At 40.0% G+C, this 24,858-nt stretch carries 20 protein-coding genes and 1 pseudogene; 10 read left to right on the top strand and 11 right to left on the bottom strand.

Annotated features, from left to right (window positions below):
• Positions 1 to 45 precede the first annotated feature (45 nt).
• From FPL17_RS04015 to FPL17_RS03990, 6 genes are all read left to right on the top strand, one after another.
• Positions 46 to 1,008 carry a ribonuclease Z gene (locus FPL17_RS04015; RefSeq protein WP_159886783.1) on the top strand — a complete coding sequence of 321 codons (963 nt, stop codon included), beginning with the start codon at positions 46 to 48 and terminating at the stop codon, positions 1,006 to 1,008.
• A 297-nt stretch (positions 1,009 to 1,305) separates the two neighbouring features.
• Positions 1,306 to 2,574: an RtcB family protein gene (locus FPL17_RS04010; protein WP_159883416.1), complete on the top strand. Its 1,269-nt coding sequence runs from the start codon at positions 1,306 to 1,308 to the stop codon at positions 2,572 to 2,574.
• Positions 2,575 to 2,578: 4 nt separating this feature from the next.
• Positions 2,579 to 3,505, top strand: a complete 927-nt coding sequence (locus FPL17_RS04005; protein WP_159883414.1) for a hypothetical protein — start codon at positions 2,579 to 2,581, stop codon at positions 3,503 to 3,505.
• 16 nt (positions 3,506 to 3,521) lie between these two features.
• Positions 3,522 to 3,980, top strand: coding sequence for a DIP1984 family protein (locus FPL17_RS04000; RefSeq protein ID WP_151715244.1), 459 nt, complete (start codon positions 3,522 to 3,524; stop codon positions 3,978 to 3,980).
• Positions 3,981 to 4,233: 253 nt separating this feature from the next.
• Positions 4,234 to 5,283 (top strand): RNA 3'-terminal phosphate cyclase, encoded by a 1,050-nt coding sequence (gene rtcA, locus FPL17_RS03995; protein ID WP_159883412.1) that lies wholly within the window; start codon positions 4,234 to 4,236, stop codon positions 5,281 to 5,283.
• Between the two features lie 5 nt (positions 5,284 to 5,288).
• Positions 5,289 to 5,858 carry an RNA 2'-phosphotransferase gene (locus FPL17_RS03990; RefSeq protein WP_159883410.1) on the top strand — a complete coding sequence of 190 codons (570 nt, stop codon included), beginning with the start codon at positions 5,289 to 5,291 and terminating at the stop codon, positions 5,856 to 5,858.
• A gap of 18 nt (positions 5,859 to 5,876) precedes the next feature.
• Here the strand turns inward: FPL17_RS03990 and FPL17_RS03985 are convergent, their stop codons facing one another.
• The 4 genes from FPL17_RS03985 to pheA all read right to left on the bottom strand — a co-directional run bounded on the left by FPL17_RS03985 (position 5,877) and on the right by pheA (position 11,548).
• Positions 5,877 to 7,337, bottom strand: a complete 1,461-nt coding sequence (locus tag FPL17_RS03985) for an aminoacyl-histidine dipeptidase (RefSeq protein ID WP_159883408.1) — start codon at positions 7,335 to 7,337, stop codon at positions 5,877 to 5,879.
• A gap of 103 nt (positions 7,338 to 7,440) precedes the next feature.
• Positions 7,441 to 7,824 (bottom strand): hypothetical protein, encoded by a 384-nt coding sequence (locus FPL17_RS03980; RefSeq protein WP_004653914.1) that lies wholly within the window; start codon positions 7,822 to 7,824, stop codon positions 7,441 to 7,443.
• Positions 7,825 to 8,113: 289 nt separating this feature from the next.
• Complete coding sequence (locus FPL17_RS03975) at positions 8,114 to 10,363, bottom strand: bifunctional prephenate dehydrogenase/3-phosphoshikimate 1-carboxyvinyltransferase (RefSeq protein WP_159883406.1); 2,250 nt, start codon at positions 10,361 to 10,363, stop codon at positions 8,114 to 8,116.
• 75 nt (positions 10,364 to 10,438) lie between these two features.
• The gene (pheA, locus tag FPL17_RS03970; RefSeq protein WP_004653917.1) at positions 10,439 to 11,548 is read right to left on the bottom strand and encodes a prephenate dehydratase; all 1,110 of its coding nucleotides are present in this window, start codon (positions 11,546 to 11,548) and stop codon (positions 10,439 to 10,441) included.
• A 191-nt stretch (positions 11,549 to 11,739) separates the two neighbouring features.
• Here pheA and FPL17_RS03965 point away from each other — a divergent pair, with 191 nt between their 5' ends.
• Both FPL17_RS03965 and FPL17_RS03960 read left to right on the top strand, forming a co-directional pair.
• Positions 11,740 to 12,687: an alpha/beta hydrolase gene (locus FPL17_RS03965; RefSeq protein ID WP_159883404.1), complete on the top strand. Its 948-nt coding sequence runs from the start codon at positions 11,740 to 11,742 to the stop codon at positions 12,685 to 12,687.
• Positions 12,688 to 12,791: 104 nt separating this feature from the next.
• On the top strand, positions 12,792 to 13,412 hold the full coding sequence (locus FPL17_RS03960) for a hypothetical protein (RefSeq protein WP_159883402.1): 621 nt from the start codon (positions 12,792 to 12,794) through the stop codon (positions 13,410 to 13,412).
• 53 nt (positions 13,413 to 13,465) lie between these two features.
• On the opposite strand, the gene FPL17_RS03955 is transcribed toward FPL17_RS03960, so the two are convergent.
• The gene (locus FPL17_RS03955; protein WP_159883400.1) at positions 13,466 to 14,611 is read right to left on the bottom strand and encodes an acyl-CoA dehydrogenase family protein; all 1,146 of its coding nucleotides are present in this window, start codon (positions 14,609 to 14,611) and stop codon (positions 13,466 to 13,468) included.
• Between the two features lie 247 nt (positions 14,612 to 14,858).
• On the opposite strand from FPL17_RS03955, the gene FPL17_RS03950 reads away from it, so the two are divergent.
• Positions 14,859 to 15,854: a glycosyl transferase family protein gene (locus FPL17_RS03950; protein ID WP_159883398.1), complete on the top strand. Its 996-nt coding sequence runs from the start codon at positions 14,859 to 14,861 to the stop codon at positions 15,852 to 15,854.
• 149 nt (positions 15,855 to 16,003) lie between these two features.
• On the opposite strand, the pseudogene FPL17_RS03945 reads toward FPL17_RS03950, so the two are convergent.
• The 6 genes and pseudogenes from FPL17_RS03945 to FPL17_RS03920 form a co-directional block, all read right to left on the bottom strand.
• A pseudogene (locus FPL17_RS03945) lies at positions 16,004 to 16,361 on the bottom strand (hypothetical protein).
• A 52-nt stretch (positions 16,362 to 16,413) separates the two neighbouring features.
• On the bottom strand, positions 16,414 to 16,773 hold the full coding sequence (locus tag FPL17_RS03940) for a hypothetical protein (protein ID WP_159883396.1): 360 nt from the start codon (positions 16,771 to 16,773) through the stop codon (positions 16,414 to 16,416).
• Positions 16,774 to 18,051, bottom strand: a complete 1,278-nt coding sequence (locus FPL17_RS03935) for a hypothetical protein (RefSeq protein ID WP_159883394.1) — start codon at positions 18,049 to 18,051, stop codon at positions 16,774 to 16,776.
• Positions 18,038 to 20,803 carry a type VI secretion system Vgr family protein gene (locus FPL17_RS03930; protein WP_159883392.1) on the bottom strand — a complete coding sequence of 922 codons (2,766 nt, stop codon included), beginning with the start codon at positions 20,801 to 20,803 and terminating at the stop codon, positions 18,038 to 18,040. The genes FPL17_RS03935 and FPL17_RS03930 overlap by 14 nt, the downstream gene beginning before the upstream one ends.
• Positions 20,804 to 21,021: 218 nt before the next feature.
• Positions 21,022 to 21,294 (bottom strand): YeaC family protein, encoded by a 273-nt coding sequence (locus FPL17_RS03925; protein WP_159883390.1) that lies wholly within the window; start codon positions 21,292 to 21,294, stop codon positions 21,022 to 21,024.
• A complete protein-coding gene (locus tag FPL17_RS03920; RefSeq protein ID WP_032858065.1) occupies positions 21,291 to 22,199 on the bottom strand; it encodes an NAD(+) kinase in 909 nt (302 codons plus the stop codon). Before FPL17_RS03920 ends, FPL17_RS03925 begins: the two co-directional genes overlap by 4 nt.
• A 234-nt stretch (positions 22,200 to 22,433) precedes the next feature.
• Between FPL17_RS03920 and mrcB the strand changes: the two genes are divergently transcribed.
• A complete protein-coding gene (gene mrcB, locus FPL17_RS03915) occupies positions 22,434 to 24,842 on the top strand; it encodes a penicillin-binding protein 1B (RefSeq protein ID WP_159883388.1) in 2,409 nt (802 codons plus the stop codon).
• The last annotated feature ends 16 nt before the right edge of the window (positions 24,843 to 24,858 follow it).

Here is a 24,858-nt window from a genome sequence, read left to right as displayed (position 1 = left end):
TATCTATCATATACAATACGCAATTCAATGAAAAATTCCAACAATATGCTTCATTTTACTTTTTTAGGCACATCTTCTGGTGTACCCACACTCACACGCAATGTTTCAGCTTTAGCGATCCGGAATAGCAAGAATAAAGATTGGATATTGGTTGATGCAGGAGAAGGTACACAGCATCGTATTCAACAAGCTAAACTCTCATTACAAAGCCTAGTTGCCATCTGCATCACCCATGTACATGGTGATCATTGTTATGGATTAGTCGGTTTATTGGCCAGTGCAGGAATGAATGCACGTACTGCACCTTTAACCATTATTGCTCCTAAGGAGATCCAACAATGGATTGACATGACTGCTCAACTGACGGATTTACATTTGCCCTATCCCTTAAACTTTATCGATGTGAATAAAGCTACTCAAATTCAGCAAATAACAGATGAACTTTCGATTCAAGTCCATCGACTCAGTCACCGTGTACCGAGTTTTGCATTTAGTATTATTGCGCAATACACTCAAAAGAAATTAGATACCCAGACTTTAATTCAACTCGGTGTAGCAAAAGGTAAAGTTTGGGGCGATTTACAGCGAGGCTTAGATGTCCAGTTTAATGAGCAAACCTTAAACGCGGTTGATTTTATTCAAATCCAAATGCAACGTGCACATGCAATTGTCGGTGGAGATAATGATCGTCCTGAGTTATTGGCACAAGCTTGCCAAGACGCCCAGCTCTTGATTCATGAAAGCACCTACACCCAAGCCATTTTAGATAAAGTGGGGTCAGGCCCTATGCATAGTTCAGCAAAGATGGTTGCAGAATTTGCTCAACAACAAGGTCTAAGCAATCTAATCCTGACGCACTTTAGCCCACGGCATCAAGATAATGCTGGACAACAAGCCATCGCTGAAGAAATCCGACAGTTCTATCAAGGCAACTTTTTCTTGGCTCATGATTTTGATCAATTTGGCTTAGACGAGACAGGCCGACTTTCAAAAATCGATAAACCCTAATAGATCACCTGATATATGATCTATCAATAAAATCCAAGGATAGATCATATATCATTTAAGATATTTAAATATCTTTTTAGATATATAAATATCAACAAAATTACCAACATACATGCTTGTGAAAAATATTTAAAAATTTATTTTAATTAATTATCAATATCTTAAAGTTATTCAGATTTGTTTTTTAAAAAGTTGGCACAGTCACTGCAATAGTATAAGCACACAATATCATTGGGATTTTGTGAATATCACCTGCCTGCAAACGCTTGGCAGGCAGGCTTTGAAAGGAAAATGAAAATGTCTGTCGTTGAACAAATCAACCAACAAGCTCAATTTGAACAAGAACAGCAACAACGTGCTTATCAAGTTTTAAAAAATGAAACGAGTATGCCAGTAAAAATGTGGACCAATGGTGTACTTGTTGATGACAACTCAAAAAGACAACTTTTACAGACAGCACAAATGCCCTTTATTTATAAATGGATGGCAGTGATGCCAGATGTTCACTTTGGTTTAGGTGCAACGATCGGAAGTGTAATTCCAACCAAAGGTGCGATTATTCCTGCTGCCGTAGGTGTCGATATCGGATGTGGAATGATGGCGACTCGTACTAGCTTAACCGCTTCTGATTTACCAGATAATTTGCATGCTTTGCGTACTGAGCTTGAACGGTTAATTCCACATGGAATGACCAAACGTGGACGAGATAAAGGTTCTTGGGAAACACCACCTGAAATGGTAGACCAAGCTTGGGCTGATTTAGTTGCAGATTTTGATTTCATCTGTGCGAAGCACCCTCGCCTAAAAAACACCAACAATCGAAAACAGCTAGGTACACTAGGTACAGGAAATCACTTTGTCGAAGTTTGTTTGGATGAACATGATCATGTTTGGATTATGTTGCACTCAGGTTCTCGCGGTGTGGGTAATGCCATCGGTAATCATTTTATCGAACTGGCGCGTAAAGATATGCAGAAGCATTTTATTAATTTACCCAATAAAGATTTGGCTTATTTAGTCGAAGGAACAGAACATTTTGATGATTACTGGTTTGCTGTGGGTTGGGCACAACGTTTCGCGATGAAAAATCGTGAAATCATGATGCAATCTGCCATTAAAGCCTTAGCAACGATTATTCCCAAGCCGTTCCAAGCACGATTAGAAGCCGTAAATTGCCACCATAATTACGTAGAAAAGGAAGAACATTACGGCGAAGAAGTAATGGTGACCCGCAAAGGCGCTGTTCGTGCACGTTTGGGGGAATATGGAATTATCCCAGGGTCAATGGGTGCCAAGTCCTTTATTGTTCGCGGGCTTGGAAATCAGGAATCGTTCTGTTCATGTTCGCATGGTGCAGGACGCGTAATGAGCCGCGCTGAAGCAAAACGACGTTTTACCGTGGAAGATCAGATTGCGCAGACTGAAGGTGTGGAATGCCGTAAAGATGCTGCTGTAATTGATGAAATTCCATCAGCTTATAAACCGATTGAAGATGTGATGAAAGCACAGCAGGATTTGGTTGAAGTGGTGTATACATTAAGACAAGTAGTGTGTGTTAAGGGGTAATAAAATGAATTCAATAGCCACAAAACTATTTAACGATTACGCTGAAATACTTAAAGCACAACTAGACTTTAGTGGGGTTAAGCTTATTCATAATAGAACCACACCAGAGGAAATTGTTCTTGCTTACTACACTTGGGAAAAGAAATTAATTTCCCAAAAACCAAGAAATATTTATATATCTAAGGAGTTTAATTGTCCTGAACATCTAAAAATACAACTAGACGAAATTAAAATATTATTAATGAGTGGTAGTGATACTTCAGGATTCTTGAGTAGAAATGTTCAAAAATCGGATAAGCATGATTTTCTTTTATATGATTGGGGTATACATCATCTTCATTTTTATGACTATAAATTATCAAAAAAAAGAAGTAGTGAATTACTATATATATTCATCACAGATGACACTGTGTATTTTTTAGATATAAAGGATCATAGTGCATTTGAAGATACAGATTTACTAGAAATAATGTATTCAAATTGGTTCCATTTAATAGAACCATTAATATTAAAAAATATTAATGGTTCCACTCACCATATAACCGAAGGAGATCGAAGAAAGTTAAGAAAACATAAGATTAATACGCCTGTTGTATTAAAAGATGGTACAGCAGTAATATCTATGTTACTTGGTGGTGGTATAACCTCTTCAGGTTATAGCTCAGATGCTGCTGATAGACTAATGAAAACACAAAGAGACATTAGTTTTGTTGGAGAATATCTTTTTAATGCTATTATTGAATTTCCAGTTGATGATGTGTTGTTATGTCTATTTACTAAATATAGTAAATTTAATCTAAGAGTTGAAATATGTACACAAGGATACCTAGAATTTGTAATATGCGATGAAATTACAGGTCTAGGAGCTACTTTTAATTCTATATTTGAACGTGCAAAATTAATGACTTCTTCCAATCAAAAAGTTTCTTAAAATAATAGGGCAAACAATGAAACTCGCAGAAGCACTTTTACTTCGAAGCGATCAACAAAAAAAGCTCGCTTCATTAAAACAACGGATCAACGCCAATGTATTGGTGCAAGATGGTGATGAACCGAGTGAAGATCCAAATGAACTAATCAAACAGGTATTTGCTTTAACCCAAGAAAGTAATCAGTTGATTTGTCGTATTCATTTGACCAATGCGCAAGCCAAGTTGGAAGATGGAAAAATTCTGCTGTCCCTACTAAGCTTGCGTGATAGTTATGCTGAACAGCATAAGATTCTGGTTGATGCGATTGCCAATACCCATCGTGAGTCTGATCGTTATAGTTCACGAGAGATTAAATGGAAGAAGGTTATCCCTGTTTCTAGCTTGCAAAAACAAGCCGATGATATCAGCGCGAAACTACGCGATTTAAATATCAAGATTCAGGCTGCCAATTGGCAGATTGATTTAGTCGAATAGACAACAGATTTTGTGAATTTAATTCACAATCACAGTTTGGACATACTGGGCGGGTACAAGATCCTGCATCCGCTTGAGGGATTGAAAATAATTCAGGCGGCTACGGCAGCATGTGAGCCGTGCATGAATCTTCACAGATTAGGCTCAGCACCATGTACCTCGTAAACCTTTGTTAAAAGCAAAGTCACGTGTTACTTCGCATTACCATGTACTGACAGTATGTTCATTAAATTAGAAAACAAGGAAAATAGACGTGAATAAAGCTTTGGCAAATATGCCAGCAACCATCCAGATTGATGGCTCACAAGGTGAAGGTGGTGGACAAATTTTAAGAACTGCCCTTGCCCTTTCGATGATTACAGGTCAGGCATTTGAATTAATCAACATTCGTGCTGGGCGAAAAAAACCAGGCTTAATGCGTCAACATTTGGTCTGTATACAAGCATCTCAACAGATTAGCCAAGCCTATGTGGAAGGTGCTGAGCTCCATAGCCAGCGTTTGTACTTCGCACCACAGCATGTACAAAGTGGAAAATACCAGTTCCAAATTGGTTCGGCAGGAAGCACAACACTGGTTTTACAAACGCTCTTACCGGTTTTGTTATTACAAAATGAAGCGAGTGAACTCACGATTTCTGGTGGCACTCACAACCCGCTTGCGCCAACGGCAGATTTTATCGAGCATTGCTTTTTGCCAGCATTAGAAAAACTTGGAATAGAGGTCGAATTTAAGTTAAATAAAGCAGGCTTCTTTCCGATTGGTGCTGGTGAAATTCAAATCATGATTCAGCCATGGCAACATCGAAACAAGCTAAGTTTGTTAGATCGTGGTGCTTTGCAAACGACTGAAGCTTTTGCGGCAGTATTAAACCTTTCCGAAGAAGCGCAAATCGCACAACGGGAATTAGCAACTTTAAATAAAAGACTAAAACTGGATACACAGCAGCAATTCCATTTAAGTGGGATCAGTCAGGGCAATACGATGTATGTCAAAGTTGAGCATAAAAATCACGTTCAGCTATTCACGGCTTTAGGTGAAATGCGGAAAAGTGCAGAACAGATTGCCAATCATTTGGCTGAACAAGTGAAGCAATATATTGTTTCTCAAGCTGCGGTGGATGAATATTTAGCGGATCAGTTGTTATTGCCTTTGGCATTAGGTCAAGGCGGTGAATTTACGGCACAATGTATTAGCGAACATACCCGTACACAGGCAGCGATGATTGAAAAATTTATTGATTGTGAAATTGAATTTATCGAACTGGACAAAAACCTATTTCAGGTCAAAGTAAACGTAGAATAGTGAATATGAAAGAACATACTCAAATAAGCAAATTTTTAAGCCTCATATTAAGACATAAGCCTGAACAAATTGGACTTCAGCTTGATCAAGAAGGTTGGGCAAAAATTGCTGAGCTTATTGAAGCTGCGCAACAACACAATGTTCTTCTAGATGAAGCATTACTCCAAGTAATCGTAGAACAAAATGATAAAAAACGCTTCCAGATCTCAAACGATGGTTTGATGATCAGAGCTGTGCAAGGCCACTCAACACATACAGTACAACGGCAAATGATTGCGCTTGAGCCACCACAATATTTATATCATGGCACAGCGAGTCGATTTATAGATTCAATTCAGACGCAAGGCCTAATCGCAGGACAGCGCCATTATGTACATCTAAGTGAAAATAAAGAAACAGCCTTGAATGTAGGCCAACGCTACGGTAAGCCTGTGCTCTTCTTAATCAATACGGTACAAATGCATAAAGATGGTTTTGAGTTTTATCAGGCAGAAAATGATGTTTGGCTAACAATACATGTACCAACACAATATTTATCGTTGATTGATCAGACCAAGACAGGATCATTGGTCTGATCTGATTCTAAGATTCAGTTAACGCACACTTTCCAAAGCTGTCACCAATAACTTCCAGCATTTCTCTACCGTGTCGACTTTAACTCTTTCACCGGGTGCATGTGCGCCCTGAATATCAGGACCAAATGACACCATCTGTAAATCAGGATAATGTTCCGCAATAATGCCGCACTCCAAACCAGCATGAATCACTTTCAAGTTTGGCTCAATCTTAAATGCAGATTGATACGCTTGTTGTAGACATTTCAATGCAGCCGATTCTGGATTCGGTGTCCAACCTGAGACTAAGGGCGTTAATTCAGACTGAATCTGGAAATGAGCAAAGTGCTGTTGAATATTCTGTGCAAAGGCTAACGCCTGCTGATTTACCATCGAACGAACCATGATCAAGGTTTTTGCTTCTTCTTTAGTGAGTTTGACTACACCAATATTATTCGAAGTCTCAACCACATCAGCTAAAGCAAGGCTCCACTGTGCAATGCCGTATGGACACGTTGCCAGTGCCAGCAACCAAGCGTGTTGCTGCTGCAATGTCATAACTTCATTTATCTGATTAGCATTTTGCTGTACGGTTATTTGCAACTGATCATCAACGCCCTGTAGCTTTTGTTGCCATTCAACCTGTGTTGCTGCGACGGCTTTTTCTAGACCAGTCAATTGATCTATTTTAATTGCAATGGTTGCCACAGCTTCACGTGGGATGGCATTGCGTGCTGTTCCACCGACAAATTCAACCAGTCGACCATTGGATTGTGTTAAATAGTCATTGAGGAAATTGGCTAAAATCACATTGGCATTACCACGCCCCAAATGAATATCAACCCCTGAATGGCCGCCTTTTAAACCTGATACCAGCACATCTACATAAATCAAATTTGCAGGTGTTGTTTCATATTCAGGTGATTGTCGTACTTCCAGATCAATACTACCTGCACAGCCAAGATACAACTCGCCCCATTCTTCGGTATCGATATTAAAAAGCCACTGACCAGTTAACACACCCGACTCAAGCAAACGAGCACCACTCATTCCTGCTTCTTCATCAATGGTGAGAAGAACTTCAATCGGTCCGTGGGCGATATCGCTAGATTCTAATACAGCAAGCGCGAGTGCAACTCCAATGCCATTGTCTGCACCTAGTGTGGTATTTTCAGCAATCAGCCAGCCGTCTTTTAATACAGGTTGAATTGGATCTTTAAAGAAATCATGTTGCGTGCCACGGTTTGCCTGAGTCACCATGTCTAAGTGTCCCTGCAAAATCACTCCTGCAACTTGCTCCTTACCTGCTGTAGCAGCTTTTCTAATAATTAAATTACCAATGTCATCGACATAGGTTTCCAAATTGCGCTGTTCAGCCCAATCTTTTAAATGTTGTCTGAGTTGTTGTTCATGCTTGGATGGTCGAGGAATCGTACATAAGGTCTCAAAATGTTGCCAAACTGCTTGGGGTGATAATTTAGAAAAATCGACCTGTATCATGCACCTATACTCTCAAATAAAGCGTTTAAATAAATATACACCATACACCCAAACGGTCATGATGTTAAATCACTTCAATTAAGATTTAATGCGCAAAATTGACTTAGCTTTTCCAGACAAATTGGGAAAAACTATGTTCCGCTTTTAAGCTATTTTCAACAGCCTGAGCCAATTGGCGGATAATACTTTGTGTCTCAATACGCTCAAACCAAGCTTGTTCTTGCTGTGGATTGGCTGAGATTTCACAGAGAATATGTCCTTCGGTATCCTGTTGTGAACATAGAATTGAAAGCGGTAATTGATGATTGTCGATACGCACTTCAATCTTTTCATGCTCATGACGAATATGTTGTGCATCAAAACCATATTGTTCTAATTGTTTATACAGCAATGCAGCCACGTACTCTTGCGTGATATAGCATTCATTCGGTGGATGATCAACCACCCCATGTTTTGGGCAATCTGCTATAAATTGCAACGTTTTCATGCTATTCCCTCTATTTTTATGTTTTAACTCTGGATCACAGAGTAAATCCGACGCGAACGGTAAGAATTATTATATATACAATTGTCTTTAATAGATTAGCTGATTGTCTTAGTTCTATTGCTAAATTGATAAATTTAGACCCGATTAGATATGTACATCTACAAACTCAGCATTTTTATTATTTAAGCGTTTTCGCCTTATGTTTAGCCAATTGTTTTTCTGAATATGCTTATAAAAAAAGCAGCATTTAACTCATTAACCAAGCTAAACACTGCCTTTTCAGATCAATCTATGGATTCACAACTTGCAAGTCCAAACCTGCTGTATTTGCAAGTTCTGTAAAAGTTGGGAAGCTTGTCGCCACAGTTTCTGTACCATGAATGGTGATGTTACCCGAAGTACGCAAACCAGCCATACTGAAACTCATGGCAATACGGTGGTCATGATGTGATTCAATTTCACCGCCAGTGAAAATGGCTGACCAGTCACCAGACTTACCCTTACCTTCAATGATGATGCCATCGTCGGTTGGGGTACAGTCAATGCCCATGGTTTTTAAACCATCTGCCATTACTTGGATACGGTCAGATTCTTTAACACGAAGCTCAGCCGCACCTGTCAGAACCGTTTGACCTTCTGCACAAGCCGCCGCTATAAATAATGCAGGGAACTCATCAATTGCTAATGGTACTTGGTCTTCTGGCATATGAATGCCTTTCAACGTTCTAGAACCTTTGATATGAATATCTGCAATGGGTTCACCACCTGCAATACGTTCATTTTCTACAGTTAGATCAGCACCCATTTGCTTCAAGATTTCGATCACACCTGTACGCGTTGGATTGATTCCAACCGCTTCGAGGATCACATCAGCACCTTCAGTAATCGCAGCACCGACCATAAAGAATGCAGCTGATGAAATATCAGAAGGTACTTGAATATCGGTACCGACTAATTTGCCACCACCTACAAGCGAGATTTTATTGCCTTCGGTTTTCACATCATAACCAAAAGCACGCAACATACGTTCAGTATGATCACGGGTTGGTTCTGGCTCAGTCACTAAAGTTTCACCCGCAGCCCATAAACCCGCCAATAAAATGCCTGATTTCACTTGGGCAGACGCCATTGGTAAATCGTATTGAATCCCTTTAAGGGCTTGGCTACCTGTAATGCTGACTGGAGGTGTGCCTTTCTCACCTGTGGTTTGGATGAGTGCACCCATTTCACGAAGTGGTTTAGCAATACGCTCCATTGGACGTTTAGACAATGACGCATCACCGGTCATCACTGAATCAAACTTCTGCGCTGACAACATACCTGACAGCAAACGCATACTGGTGCCTGAGTTACCCATATACAAAGCGCTTGCTGGTGCTTTTAAGCCTTGCATGCCCACGCCATGAATGGTCACCTCACCATTCTTTGGTCCTTCGATGCTCACGCCCATGTCACGGAAAGCTTGCAAAGTTGCGAGTGCATCCTCACCTTCCAAGAAGCCTGTTACATGTGTTGTGCCTTCTGCAATCGCCCCAAACATGATTGAGCGATGTGACACAGATTTGTCACCCGGTACGGTGAATTTACCTGTAAACGTTTTCTTTCCCGGTAAAATGGTAAATTGCTGTGTCACCTTGTTTTTCTCCATCAAAGGTTTTTTGGCCAACATATGATTAAAGTGCTGACGTGCTGCTTGAGCATGCCCGAGCAGTCCCATCAACGCTTGCGAATCTTCCTGTGCAATCAATTTCTTTAAAACGGACAATTGCTGTTCAAAGCCATCAACAGCATTCAGAATTGCGGTTTTATTGGCAAAGAAAATATCATGCCACATCTGTGGATCACTGGCTGCAATACGTGAGAAGTCACGAAAACCTCCTGCAGCATAGCGGAAAATATCTAAATTATCTTCACGATTAGCCAATTGCTCGACCAGATTGAATGCCATCAAATGCGGTAAATGACTGGTATGTGCCAACACTTCATCGTGTTTGGTAACATCCATGCAAATCACTTCTGCTTTTGCTGCAGACCAAAGTTGAATTAGTTTTTCAACTGCCCAATCGGCACTGGTCGGAAGTGGTGTCAAAATCACTTTATGATTGACGAATAAATCAACTTTACCTGCATGTACGCCTGTATGCTCGGCCCCTGCAATCGGATGTCCTGGTACAAAACCAACAGGTAGCTTTTCACCAAATACAGCTTTTGCCGCTTCAACCACATTGCCTTTGGTACTACCGACATCGGTAATAATGACATTGTCTGCAAGATAAGGCTTGATCTGTTCCAGCACTTTTTGTGTCGCACGCACAGGCAATGCTAAAACAATTAAATCCGCATCCTGAACTGCTTCTTCTGGCGTTGCATAACCGTGTTGAATAAGGCCGAGTGCCTTAGCATCTTCTAATGTTTTTTTTGAGCGTGTTGAAGCTACAATTTGAGATGCAAGTTGTTCTGCCACAATCACACGAGCAAGACTCGACCCAATCAGTCCAAGCCCAATAAATGCAACTTTCTTAAATAATGGTTGAGACATAAAACATATTTGCCTAATGAGACGACATTGATATGGATAGATACCGAAGTCATCTATCCATTCGATAAAACGGGATTATAAAACAGCGATTGGATACGAACCGAGTACACGTAACTCTTTCACCATTGGACGGATTTCTTCCAATGCCGCTGCAACATTTTCCTGACCGATATGTCCTTCTAAATCGATAAAGAATACATAAGCCCATTTTTCAGGTAATGCTGGACGTGTTTCAATGCTAGTCAAGCTGATTTGATGCTTCGCAAACGGTGCAAGAATTTCCAATAAAGCACCAGCACGATCATGCGCAGAGATCAATAACGAGGTCTTGTCATTACCACTTTGAGGAATCTTCTCACGACCAATCACAAGGAAACGTGTGGTATTTTCAGGATTATCTTCGATATTGCTATGTAAAATCTCAAGATTGTACATGCTTGCCGCAATATCAGATGCAATAGCAGCTGAATGCCATTCGTTACGAATACGGCGTGCCGCTTCCGCATTTGAGTTTAGTGCAACACGCTCTACCCCAGGATAATGTGCATCTAACCATTTGCGGCATTGAGCTAAGGTTTGCTGATGCGCATAAATCTGCTTAATACTATCTTTACGCGTATTTTCAGATACAAGGAACTGATGATGAATACGAAGTTCAACTTCGCCAATTACATTAACAGTCGATGATTTAAAGCAATCCAGCGTATGGTTGACGATACCTTCAGATGAGTTCTCGACTGGAACAACACCATAATGTGCGCTGCTCGCTTCAACTTCACGGAATACTTCATCAATGGTTGGCAATGGACGTACAACAGCATCTTTACCAAAATGCTTTAACACAGCCGAATGGGTATAGGTCCCTTCTGGTCCGAGGAATGCGATGCTTTGTGGTGCTTCAAGTGCCAAACATGCAGACATAATTTCACGGAACAAACGTGCCATGGTTGCATCAGACAAAGGTCCCTGATTACGCTCCATCACTTTACGCAACACTTGAGCTTCACGTTCAGGGCGATAAAACAGCGGATTCTCTTCGGATGCAAATTTCGCTTTGGCTACAGCTTCTGCAAGCGTCGCACGGCGGTTGAGTAACTCTTGGATTTGTTGATCAACACTATCAATATCGTTACGAATTTGTTCTAAATTAAGTGAATTCGATGTGTTTTGTCCATCGTTTACCATTGAATGCAGCCTCAGCAAAATCATCTATAAGAATGGATTACAATTCATCTGTGAATTGATTATCCAAGCTAGTATAACAACACTTTAAGCTATTAAACACGCTGAGTTTTAACTCTTTTTATTACCGAACTTTATTGATAATGATTTTCATTATATATTGCTAGCAAAATTTCAATGCTTGCGAATAAATTATGTTTAAACCACTTGGTATTTTGACTTTTTCTCTGCTCATAGGAACACCATTGGCTTTTGCTCAACCAACTACGTTGAGCTCAAATAAAGCGCCTCTTAAATCACAAACCAATATTCAACAAAGCTTTGTAATCGCATCCAAATATACAAAACATGATTATTTGATTCAGATCTCGGTTCCTGCTGGTGAAGTCCCAAGTGAAGGTTTTCCTGTGCTGTATGTATTGGATGGCAATGCCGCATTTGATAGTGCTGCCAATATTGCTAAGTCGGTGGGTGGTGGTGCCAATCGTTTGGGCTTGAGTCCAGTCGCTATTGTTGCAATCGGCTACCCACAGCAAAACAGTTTTGATGTAGAAAAGCGTGCTTTAGACTACACACCAAAAGCATCGGCTGAATTTCAAAAACAAGCCAAGCACACTTATGGTGGTGCAGACCAATTTATTCAATTTATAGAAAAAGAGCTAAAACCTGCGATTCAAACCAAAATTAAAGTTAATCCACAGCAACAGAGTTTATTTGGACATTCCTTTGGTGGACTATTTGTTTTACACACTTTCTTTAGCCGACCGCAAATGTTTCAACGTTATATTTCGGCCAGCCCTTCACTCTGGTTTGATAATTATGCGTTGCTCAATCGGCAGGCAGATTGGTTAAAGAATCAAAATAAAACTCAAGATATCATGCTGATGACCACAGTGGGTACACATGAACATGGTCGAAGTCCAACACCAGACGCTGAATCCTTACAGAAGCAGAACAACTTCTATCAAAACTTTAATCAGCAACGTTCAAAGCATTTCTTGTTCTGGAATTACCGCCATCCTGCTGAACAGCATCTCACCAATATGTATGCCAGCTTACCGAAAGCGATTATGTTGGCAGGTTGTCAGCCACAAAGTTGTTCAAAACTATTTGATGAACCGACACAACTAAGTGCTGAATAAACTCAGCTGAATTTAGGCGGACGATTCGCTCCGCTTAAATTTGAACATTTCAATAGAATAGATTGGTTATACTGCGAGAAGATATCATAACAACAGTTAATACAATGAATAAGATTTTCAGCTTAGCTTTACTGAGCCTAATTAGTATCGGTTTAACGGCATGTAGTGGCTGCCCCATGATTGCAGGTTGCAATGGCACCGATCGCTCGCCTTTCTTTATCACCCCAGTGGACAGTCAAGTTCGGGGAATAGCTGTACCGCCTCAAAGCAAACTCACTTATCAATCACAGCACTTTAAACAAGAATTTCAGCAAACTCATGCCTTAAAAGAACAAAACTTAACCGGCATCGCCTTGCCCGAAAACACTACAATCCTTTGGGGAGGTATGCCCGTTGAGCGGTTTATTCAATTTTCTAATCCCAAAATGACAGGCTTTACGGTTTACCCTGCAACAGGATTTAAATCAGAACAATCCAATGCATTCTTAAATTTATGGAAAAGTTGTGAAAGTGACTTAGATATCAACTTAAAAAACACCAATGACTGGTCATTTAATCCATCTAATATGCAAATACGAGGCTGTGGCCGCTTTCAACAACGCAGTGAATATACGGAAGATATTTTTCGGCAAGATGAAGCCGATGAGTTTCTACGCAAGATCAATCAGGCCTTACAGCAATTGCCTAAACAACAAAATTATCCAGTTCTTCAATCTAGTAAATAGTGAAAACAAAACAGCCTGCTCGAAAGCAGGCTGTTTGACTAGATAAATGCGGATTAAACTTTACCGATAATGCCACGCGCCACAATTTCTTTCATGATTTCGTTAGTTCCGCCATAAATACGCTGAATACGCGCATCCACAAAGAAACGTGAAATTGGATATTCAGTCATGTAACCATAGCCACCGAATAATTGAAGTAAGTTATCTGCCACTTTCATTTGCATATCGCTACTAAAGCTCTTCAATGCTGCAGCAGTCTCTACATCTAGTTTACCTTCATTATATAAAGCCACGTTTTGGTTATAGAAAGCGGCTGTTGCCAACTCATCAATCTTCGCTTGTGCCAATACAAAACGTGTATTTTGAAATTGCGAAATTGCCTGACCAAAGGCTTGGCGTTCTTTTACATATTGCGTGGTAATATCAATCGCACCACGGATTGCACCCAACGCCGTTGAAGCAATTGCTGTACGTTCACGTGGAAGCTCCTGCATCAAGTAAGCAAAACCTTGTCCTGCTTGACCCAACAATTGATCTTTCGGTACTTTGACATTATCAAAGAATAGTTCTGAGGTGTCTTGTGAATGCAAACCGATTTTGTCGAGGTTAGTACCCTTTTTAAAGCCTTCTAAATGCGTGTCAACTAGCATCAAAGACACACCTTTCGCACGTGCTTGCGGATCAGTTTTCACTGCAAGAACCACAAGATCCGCATGCTGACCATTTGAAATAAAGGTTTTTGAACCATTTAACACATAGTGGTCATCTTGCAAGATGGCACTGGTACGCATCGCCTGTAAATCTGAGCCAGCACCCGGTTCAGTCATACCAATGGCACCGACTACTTCACCTGATACCATTTTTGGCAACCAATACTGTTTTTGTTCTTCTGTTGCAATGTGTTGGATATACGGCGCTGCAATTTCAGAGTGACATGAAATCGCGGTTGATAATGCACAGTAACCTGCACGTGCAGACTCTTCAACCAACATCAATGAATAATGCGTTGGTACACCATAACCGCCATATTCTTCTGGGACATCAACACACAAGAATCCATTGTCACCCAATGCGTTCCATACTGAACGCGGCATGATGCCTTCACGTTCCCATTGCTCATAATGCGGTGCAATCTGCTCGCTCATAAAGCGTTTAAAGTTATCGCGGAAGAGTTCCAAATCTGAATCGTAAGCTAACATCATTATTTCCTTTCGCTTTCATTGTTCTTAAAAATTCGTTCGCAGTCATGCTAATAACTTTTAGATAGGTTGTCATGTCCCGTTTACATCAAATCACTAGACTGATTCGGTCAATAATTTTGTTTGCATCGCTGATCTTTAGACAACAGTTGCTTATTGATTAAACAGCTTGTTGGTTTTTTTATGCTACACAGCTCTGTTTTATGTCATATTCGTTTTATTCTTTGTGACAACCTTCAATACGACCATGAACACAAAACGTAATATCTATAAAACCGCTGAACATCCTTTTGCTCAATATGTGCGTATTTTAGGTAAAGGCAAAACAGGTTCCCGTTCACTTAGTTATGAAGAAGCCTATCAAGCCTTTAGCATGATTTTAAAAGATGAAGTCTTAGATGTGCAGCTTGGCGCATTCTTAATGCTATTACGAGTGAAAGAAGAATCTGTCGATGAACTGGCAGGTTTTGTCCAAGCCACACGTGATCAACTCAACTTTCAACCGCTTGATGTGGATCTAGACTGGTCTTCTTATGCAGGCAAGCGTAAGCACTATCCATGGTTCTTATTGGCAGCACTGACTTTAGCGCATCATGGTTACAAGATTGTGATGCATGGTGCATCAGGTCACACCATTAACCGTGTCTATACCGAGCAAGTTTTACAATACTTAGGCTATTCGATTTGTCAAAATCAACAGGATGTCCGTGAACAACTTGAACAGCACAATTTTGCTTATCTACCACTTGAAGCCATTTCACCAATTTTAAGTGAATTGATCTCGCTAAGAAATGTGATGGGACTACGCTCTCCAATCCATACTTTGGCACGCTTAATTAATCCATTTAATGCCAAAGCGACCTTACAAGCGATCTTCCATCCAGCTTATCGTACTTCACATCAACAGACTGCGTTCCGCTTGGGTTATCAAAACAGTGCAGTGATTAAAGGTGAAGGTGGTGAATTTGAACGTAATCCTGATGCCAAAACGTTAATTTGTGGCATTAAAAATGGTGAGTTGTACGAACACGAACTACCAAAGTTAACCCCTGACCGTAGTCCGATTGAAGAAGAGCTTGATTTAACTGTGTTTAAAGCAGTTTGGCTTGGCGAACAGTCTCATGAATATGGGGAAATGGCAGTCATTGAAACGATGGGAATCGCGTTGTATGCCATGGGTGTAGTCCATAGCTATGATGATGCAATGGAAAAAGCAAAAGAGCTTTGGGAAAGTCGTCTTTAATATGAATGACCGAGGTTACAATTATGTAATCTTGGTCATAATTAATAATCAAAATTTAAAATAATTTTTCGACTTCGCTACTCTATAAAAGGCAGTATACGTTAAGTTATTAAAATTAAACTCTACTATGCAAACCACATAAAGTTATCTTAATCTTCAACAGTCAAAGTATATTCTTTATTTATTTCAGCACTACCACCACCATAAAAACCAGCAAGCACATGAATTTTAAAGATACCTTTATACTTTGGTGTTCCTTTAATTTCGATAATATTATATCCATCCAAATCATTAACAGGCTGAACGGTAATACCTAAATTTTCCGGTATCTCAGTACTTGATAGGTTATCTTTATCAATAACTTTCCCCCCCAGAGATTATTAAGCTCTGCTGATATGGTTGCCCTACTCTAGCATTAAGCAACTCGTTAGGCTCTATTTTATACCCTTTACTACAACCAACCAAAATATTAATAAAAATGAGGACGTAAAAAATACCTTCCTTCATCATCTACTTACCAATCGATTCAATCATCACATCATTCTTATACATAGTTCTTCTAATCCTCAACTTTTAGAACAAAATCCTTATTAAAATCTTTCAGCCCATCCCTAACAGTGCCAGAAATATTTATCTTATAAACCCCAGATCTTTTGGGTGTACCTTTAATTATTGTTAAAGCATGAGGGGCAAACTCTTTTTCACCTTGGTCTGATGAAACGATCAGACCACTCTTTTGATCGATATTTGACTGTACGAGAAAAGTATCCTCAATAACACGATATTCCTTCATTTTTATTTCTGCAAAATAAGGACTTCCAACTTTTGCTACTGGAATTTCTTTTGTCAAAAACACATCATTGTTTACATTAGAACAACCTAATAGAAATAAAAATGTTAGTGCCAAAAATTTTTTCATCTATTTTAACTCTCTTTTTACAACAATAACGGCCCAAATAAAACGACTCAAAGTTTTTAAGCTAACAGATTTAATTCTATCCTGCTTACCCCAGTTAAAACATGTAGCATTAACGATAGTATCATCAGAGGTAAGTTTATTAACAACCCCTGAGTCTGTCTTTAAATCTGAATTAATTACGATATAATGTGAAGGGCCTATTGCTACAGAAGGTAGATCTGAACCACCTTGTGTTATCGCTCCAACAGTTAACAAAACGTAATAATAATCTTGTGATGGATAAGATGAAAGACTTCTCAAGACATCAAGCCAATTAACATTTCTTGGAACCTTTTGGCGAATAAAACTTTGGTATAAAGGAACACTATACCCTATCGAAGAAAACCAATTTTTTATTTCATCTGGCATTGTAAATGCTGTTAAACCATTTAGCTTATCTGCTATCCACCCAACTGCTTCTGCTTGATTGTACTTTGTAACCGAATTAGAGCTATCTCTTAAACTTCCCATTGTAATCCAGTCAACGGCAGATATTCTTGCAACCTCTTTATCATCATAAAAATTATGAACAAGGCGTGCACCATTTAGATCAGGTTTTATATTTAACCTTCCAATTAAAACTTCTCCTTTTTCCCATAAAGCCTTAACAATTTTTTTATAAATTTCTTTATTACTATTTAATACACAATAAAAAAAAGCAGCCGGACCACATAAATAAGTAAATCTTTGATCAGGATAAGGTTCTTTTAAACGGCTAAATAGACTTGCTTCTACTGCCTCTTTTGTAAAAGGGTCTTTTTTAGAACCTGGCGGATGCTCCACTGAAACAAATATTGGTGTCGTAGAAATATTAACTACAACAGTATTTGGATTTTTAGGCTGTACAACCTTAGTTGCATCATTTTTTTCAGAATATTTAACAATATCTAACTTAACATTTCCGACAATACTTTTTTCAAACTCTTCAACCATATTATTTACGTAATAATTTTTTATTACATGGTGCCAATTTCCACCATTATCTGACCTATAAAGATTAAAAATTAAAACATAATCTTTCAAAACTTCAACTCTTGAACGATTATTTTTCAAAGTTATCATTGCAGTCCTAAAATTAGAACCAGATTTTTTAAAAAGATACTTAACATTATAATCAGAGTTTTTATATTTTTGATTTACAGTATCAAATATAGATAAAGTATAGCTTAATTTAGTAATATCCACTTCAGTTTTTAACTTCACATATAGAAGATACTCTTTTATATTATTGCTCAACATCTAACTCCTTATCCAAGAAAACATGAATTGATACATCTTCTTTTTGTATGGTTCTTATTTCATTGGTAAAACCATTGGAATCAGTTATACCTTCAGCCGTTTTCCCAGAATCCAAAAAAGCAATATATTTTTTATTTATCAAAGGATTACCACTATCATCCAGCATTTGGTATTTTAAGCTATATTGATTTTTTTCACCAATTTTAGGTAGTGAATATTTTGGTATAGCTAGCTTACTTCCACCCATAAACAAATGCTGCCCCGCCTTCGCCTCAAACTTGCCACCTGTGGTCGGGAAAATCCCTGAGCTATTCAGTTTGATCTGAGAGCCACCCGCAGTAATCACAATCTCTTTAGAGCTGGTAATCTCAATACGGTCTTCGGTCGAGATAATCTGAATACCCTGCTTGGCAAGTAAATCCATTCCATCCGACTGGGCATGGGCTTCATACTTGCCTTTTGCAGCAACCTGCTTGATCCCACCTTGCGCTGCAAACAGACTGATTCGGTTTTGAGCATGTGTAATCAGGTTTTTTTGTGTGCTGAGATTAATACTGTCGCCCGCAAACTGATTAATCTGTCCATCAGCAGATAAATGAATATCTTCATTGCTACTTAAACCAATACCTTCAGGAGAATTGAGTAATAGGACTGCCTTGTTAAATTTGGCAATATTAGACTCCAGCGATTCAAAAAATGCTTTCAGCTGATCCAGCGATTCAATTTCATCAGTCTGCTGATTCTTCGCAACTTCACTGAGTGCCTTGGCATTGCTTTGGTTGCCTTCAAGCTGTTGCTTAGCAGGTTGTGCATCAAGATGTTCGCCTTGGGCTTGATCCTGTTTATGCGTGGAAAGCAGTAAACCCTCGCCTGCACGTACTGCACCCCATTGGTCGGTGCGCAGTTCAAAGCCTTCACCACGATCTTCACTTTCTGCCTTGTCTTTCGGATGGCTCAGTTTTCCAAGGTTCAACTGGCTGGCAGCGTGACTACTTTGGAGTTGTGCACTGATCTGCCCTGTAGTGTCATCAAAGCGCAGTTGGTTAAAGCCTTCGCCTTGGTATTCCTTGGACTTGATCCCTGCCAGTTTTTTGGTGTCTGGCAGCTTACCTGCATTGTCGAACTTGGTTGGGCTACGATGGGCTTCGTGAATTCTTCCCACCACAAATGGACGGTCGATATTGCCATCAAAGAAGTCGATCACTACGATTTCATCAATACGTGGCAAGAAGCGTGCGCCATAGCCTTCACCTGCCCAAGGTGTCAGTACATCCACCCAAGCTGAATCAGTGTCATTGTTATTGGCCCCTGCACCACCATCGTGGCTGTGATCATCATTACGGGTAAATAAGAAACGAACTTTAATCCGCCCCCATTCATCCACATGTATTTCTTCACCGCTTGGCCCAACCACTTTGGCACGTTGTGGTGAAGCGGCTGGGCGGTGTTGTAATGGGTTAAATTCAGGAACGGTTTTAATGCTACGGCGTTGCAGCGTTAGTTGATTGGCCTGGCGTTCTTCTGTGCTGCTTTGCTGGGTTGGCTGCCAGTTGCTTTGTGCTAATAGTTGATTGATCTGTTGATGTAGATCTTTAGGCAAGTTATTTTGGTTATAGAAGTTTTTGCCTGTAATCAGGAATTCTTTGTCTGCACCATCGTGTTGATCAATTTCAGGATGTTCGGCTAATTCAAACCAGTAACCCACATGGGTGTCGCGCACGGTGGTATTGGCAACGAACTGCTTGGATTGCAGGTCGTAGTATTGACCGAGATTCTGATTCAGTTTTTCAATCTGTGCATTGCCCGATTGGGTTGCCCCATCTTCGCCATTTAAATCTTGCATCCAAGCAGGTGAAAAATGCCATGCCTGCTCTAAACCAAGACTGGCATTGTCATGCTGATCACTGTGCTTATGGGTGCTCTGCACACTACCTGCACCATCTTCTTGTTCTAGTGCATCGGCTTGCCAGCGTTGTACATGGACACTACTAGGTTGCAATGAGCGTTGTCCCACCAGACTGGTCATGCTGTCGTACTGTTCAGTGGCACTGCTGCGGTGGTAACGAATCTGTCGACGATTGAGCGCTTGGTATTGGCTATTATCATCAATCAAACGCATTTTTTGTGCTTGGATAGCGGCACTGCTGAGAGGAACTGTGCGCTCCGCTTCATCGATGAGCCAGTTAATCCCTTCACTTCTCATCAAGCGGGTGAGAAAGTCATAATCACTTTCATTGGACTGCATAATGAATGGGCGGACATCATAGTCTTGACTGAGTCCGCTTAAATCTAAACTTAAGCTTGATGCAAAGAGTGGACTCTTTTGTTGCCATTCCTTGAAGATGGTTTCCACCACATCGCGCACACTCTTATTCATAAACACGCGGCTGTTACGGCGTTGTTTCCACAATGCAGTTGGGTCTTCTAAAGTCAGCTTATATAAGGTTAGGCTACCGTCGGATTGTCCCTGTAGTGCCTGAGTGATAATACCTGTAACACGGCTGAGTTGCCCCTGATCAGTCACGCTATCTATCGCTGCTTGGCTACCAATAAATTGCTTTAGTGGAATGGTGGCATTGGTCGATAGGCAAATCAATTCTGCCTTAAATCCATCATTCAGTTGATGCTGGCCATCAATACGTTGCAGAAAAACCTGCGAATTTAAATTTTGATTAGAAAATTGAATATGAATCGCACGTTTTTGTGCTGTAAGGCCGAGACTTTCTAACGCTTGAAAGATGTTGTTCAACATTTTTATAGGTTTTTTTGCTTAAATTTACGGCATTTTACCGATAGCAATACGCCTCTGTCTATACAGCATTGTCTGTTTATGACATTTTTCGTCACTTTTTTAGTACCATCTAACTCAATATTTTTTATTATTATGATCATTTTCAGGCAATTACCTTCAAACATAGAGTAATAAAAATGCCCTCAAAATTGAGAGCATTTTAAATATTTCAATTCATTTTAAACAAACCGAATTGGCTTAAATTCAGGTTCATTTTTGTGATGATCATCATCACATTCCTCACCTTCTTCTTTAGTACCGCGATCAATATAACCGCTACGCTGCTCTTTTGGTAAATGTTCCATTTCCCATGCGTACACCGCTTGCATACAGATTTCACGCTGTTCTTTGGTTAATGCAATCCCATTTGGCCATTTACCAATTTCAACAGCAGTACGAAGACGCTCAACAATTTCAGGATTTAAAATAGCGAGCATTTGTTCAATATTCATGAGTCATCCTGTTGAAAAGATTCAAAATCTTGATTCCACCCTAATTTGGTACGACATGCCATATAGAAATCATAACCTGGTGGATGTAATAAGCTTAGTTTAAACGGATGTTTGCGAATATGCACCGTATCACCGACATTTAATGCAACACTATGTTGACCATCGGCACTGACCATCGGCAAAACACGGTTTTCACGAATGGTAATTTTAACTTCACTGTGACCACCCACCACGATCGGTCGTGACGACAAGGTATGTGGATGCATCGGCACTAAGGCTATCGCATCCATACTCGGATGCAAGATTGGCCCACCACCTGACAATGAATATGCAGTTGAACCTGTTGGGGTTGAAACAATTAAACCATCACTGTGCTGACGATAGACATATTGCCCATCGATATTCAGCTCGAAATCGATCATATGAACCGATTTACCTGAGTGCAAAACCACATCATTCAATGCAATCGCATCGTAAATCGTTTCGCCATTGGTACGAACTTCCATTTCCAATAAGAAACGGCGATCGAGTTGAAATTGACCTTGTAGCACCTGATCAAGTTTAAAAATAGCTTCAGCAGGCTTAATGTCAGTTAAAAAACCCAATCGACCACGGTTAATACCGATCACTGGCGTGTTATGTCGTACTAAGGCACGTGCGGCATGCAGCAATGAACCATCACCACCAACCACAATCACTAAATCAACGACTTCACCCAATAAATTTCGGCTTACCGTCTGCCCATGACCATAAGGCACTAATTTCGCTGTTTCCTGATCAAAAACGGGGTTTAAACCTAAAGTGATCAAATGATCATGAATTAAACATAACGTTTCTACTACAGAATACTTGTCTGGTCGTCCAATTAGACCAATATTTCGAAAGGATTTATGTGAAATTTGCACGAATAATTCAGCTCCGTCGCGATTACCGACTATCATATCATTAACAACCAATGTTGCGTTGATGATTGATTAAAAAGTATAAAAATGTCTATCCGTTGTTTTTTTATACGTTTAATGTCAACACATTCTTAAAGTTTTTATTGCATGTTGCTATTTATTCACAGTTTTATGATTGCAAAATGACAATAAGCTATCGCATCATTACCGACATTGTTTTGGTTTTAACGCAAATCTATGAAGTTTGAACGTGGTATTGGTTTTCTAGCACTCATTTTCTCAATGTTAGTGATAGGTGTCTTTGTTGCTTTTAGTATCTATCTGATCCGCTTGGATAATATTATTCGTGACAAATTTGAAGGTCAGCGTTGGGACATCCCTGCCAAGGTGTTTGCTCGCCCATTAGAAATCTATTCTAGTGCACCGATTACTCAAGAGAATTTTACCCAAGAGTTAAAATTACTGGGTTATAAAAACACAGCGAATTATGACAAGTCTGGTAGCTATGTAGTACAAGGCAACCAGATGTATGTACATACCCGCGGTTTTGACTATGGCGACAGTAATGAACCTGAGCAGGTACTAGAACTTGCTTTTGCCGATGGTCAGGTGAGTGAAATCCGGTCAACCAAACCTTCGAATACAGGTGTTGCTCGTTTAGAACCTTTATTGATTGGTGGTATCTATCCACAACACAATGAAGACCGCGTTCTTATCAAATTAAATAAAGTACCAAAAACCCTGATTGAAGCACTAATTTCAACAGAAGATCGTAATTTCTATCATCATCATGGTATTTCGATCCGTGGTACAGCACGTGCCTTGGTCAGTAATGCCACAGGTGGTCGCCGTCAAGGTGGTTCAACTTTAACGCAGCAGTTGGTCAAGAATTTCTATCTATCACCAGAGAAAACGCTGAAACGTAAAGTTAATGAAGCCCTAATGGCCATATTAATTGAATTACATTACAGCAAAGATGAGATTCTGGAAGCCTATTTAAATGAAGTGAATCTAGGCCAAAATGGTAGCTATTCGATTAATGGCTATGGTCTAGCATCACAGTTTTATTTTGGCTTACCTCTACGTGAGCTGAATATTTCACAGCAAGCATTCCTTGTTGGTTTAGTTCAAGGCCCTTCTATATACAACCCTTGGCGCAACCCAGAATCTGCAAAAAAACGTCGTGATGTTGTGTTAAACAACATGAAAGTGATGGGTTATTTAACTGAAGCGGAATACCAAGATGAAATTGCTCGTCCATTAAATGTGGTGAGTAAACCAACCTTAGGTCCTGCAAAGTTCCCAGATTTCTTGGATATTGTGCGTCGTCAACTCCGCACTGAATATCAAGAAAGTGATATTACCAATCAAGGTTTAAGAATTTTCACTACGCTTGATCCAATTGCACAAACACAAGTGCAAAATGCATTTAAAAGCACTGTCGATCGTTTAGCCAAAGCCAACCCTGCCCGTTTGAAAAACTTGCAAGGTGCGGTTCTAGTTGCTCATCCTGAAAATGGTGAACTGGTTGCGGCTGTTGGCTCAACTCAAGACTTTACAGGCTTTAACCGTGCCTTAGATGCTAAGCGCCAAGTGGGTTCATTACTGAAACCAATTATTTATTTAAATGCAATTGAGTCTGGCCGCTATACATGGGCAAGCCCGATCGAAGATAGTGCTGTAAATATTCCGATTGATGGCGACAAGAGCTGGACACCGAAGAACTACAGTGGTGGTGAACATGGTGTTGTGCCAATGCAACAAGCATTGGCTAACTCGTATAACCTTTCTACGGTACGTTTAGCCAATGAATTTGGTTTATCTGCATTCAGTAATAAGCTCAAACAGTTCGGGGTAAGTTCTGATATCCCTGCCTACCCTTCGATTTACCTTGGTGCTGTAAATATGTCACCAATGGAAGTATTGAGCATTTACGGTAATTTTGCGACGGGCGGCTTTAAATATCCACCACGCTCAATTCGTACCGTTGTCGATGCCAAAGGACATTTACTTGAGCGTTATGGCCTGAATGTTCAACAAACGATTGACCCTGCTGCTGCATATATTATTAATTATGGTTTACAGCAAGTGATGCGTTCTGGTACGGGTCGTTCTGCATATAACAGCCTACCAGAATCACTGAATTTAGCAGGTAAATCAGGAACCACAAATGACACCAGAGATTCATGGTTTGCAGGTTATTCAGGTAACCATGTTGCAGTAGTTTGGTTAGGTCTGGATGATAATAAAGTCACTGGCTTAACAGGTTCTTCAGGCGCATTACCTGTATGGATCAATGTGATGAAACAACTCCGTCAAGAACCTGTCAATCTGCGTCAAACTGATAATGTTCAATGGCAATGGATTGATAGTGCCAGCGGTGACTTATCTGCTCAAGGCTGTGATGGTGCGATGTATATTCCATTATTGCGTCAAACCGTACCACGTCGTGCAACCTTGTGTGGTCAATCTCACTATGAAGTTGAACCGACTTATATTCCACAGTCAGATGAAACACCTACTGATGATCATAACGATGGTATCAGCAACTATATTCGCGAAAGTGAAAACCAAATGGATACAGATTTATCCAATCACACCCCAACCCGCGTTATCTCTAGTGGCAGCTATAACGGTGAAAATTAAGTTTAATAAGGATAAT

It is taken from the genome of Acinetobacter dispersus (assembly GCF_009884975.1).
Taxonomy (GTDB): Bacteria; Pseudomonadota; Gammaproteobacteria; order Pseudomonadales; family Moraxellaceae; genus Acinetobacter; species Acinetobacter dispersus.
The sequence above is the reverse complement of the archived record's forward strand: the minus strand, read 5'-3'. Positions and strand labels throughout refer to the sequence as shown.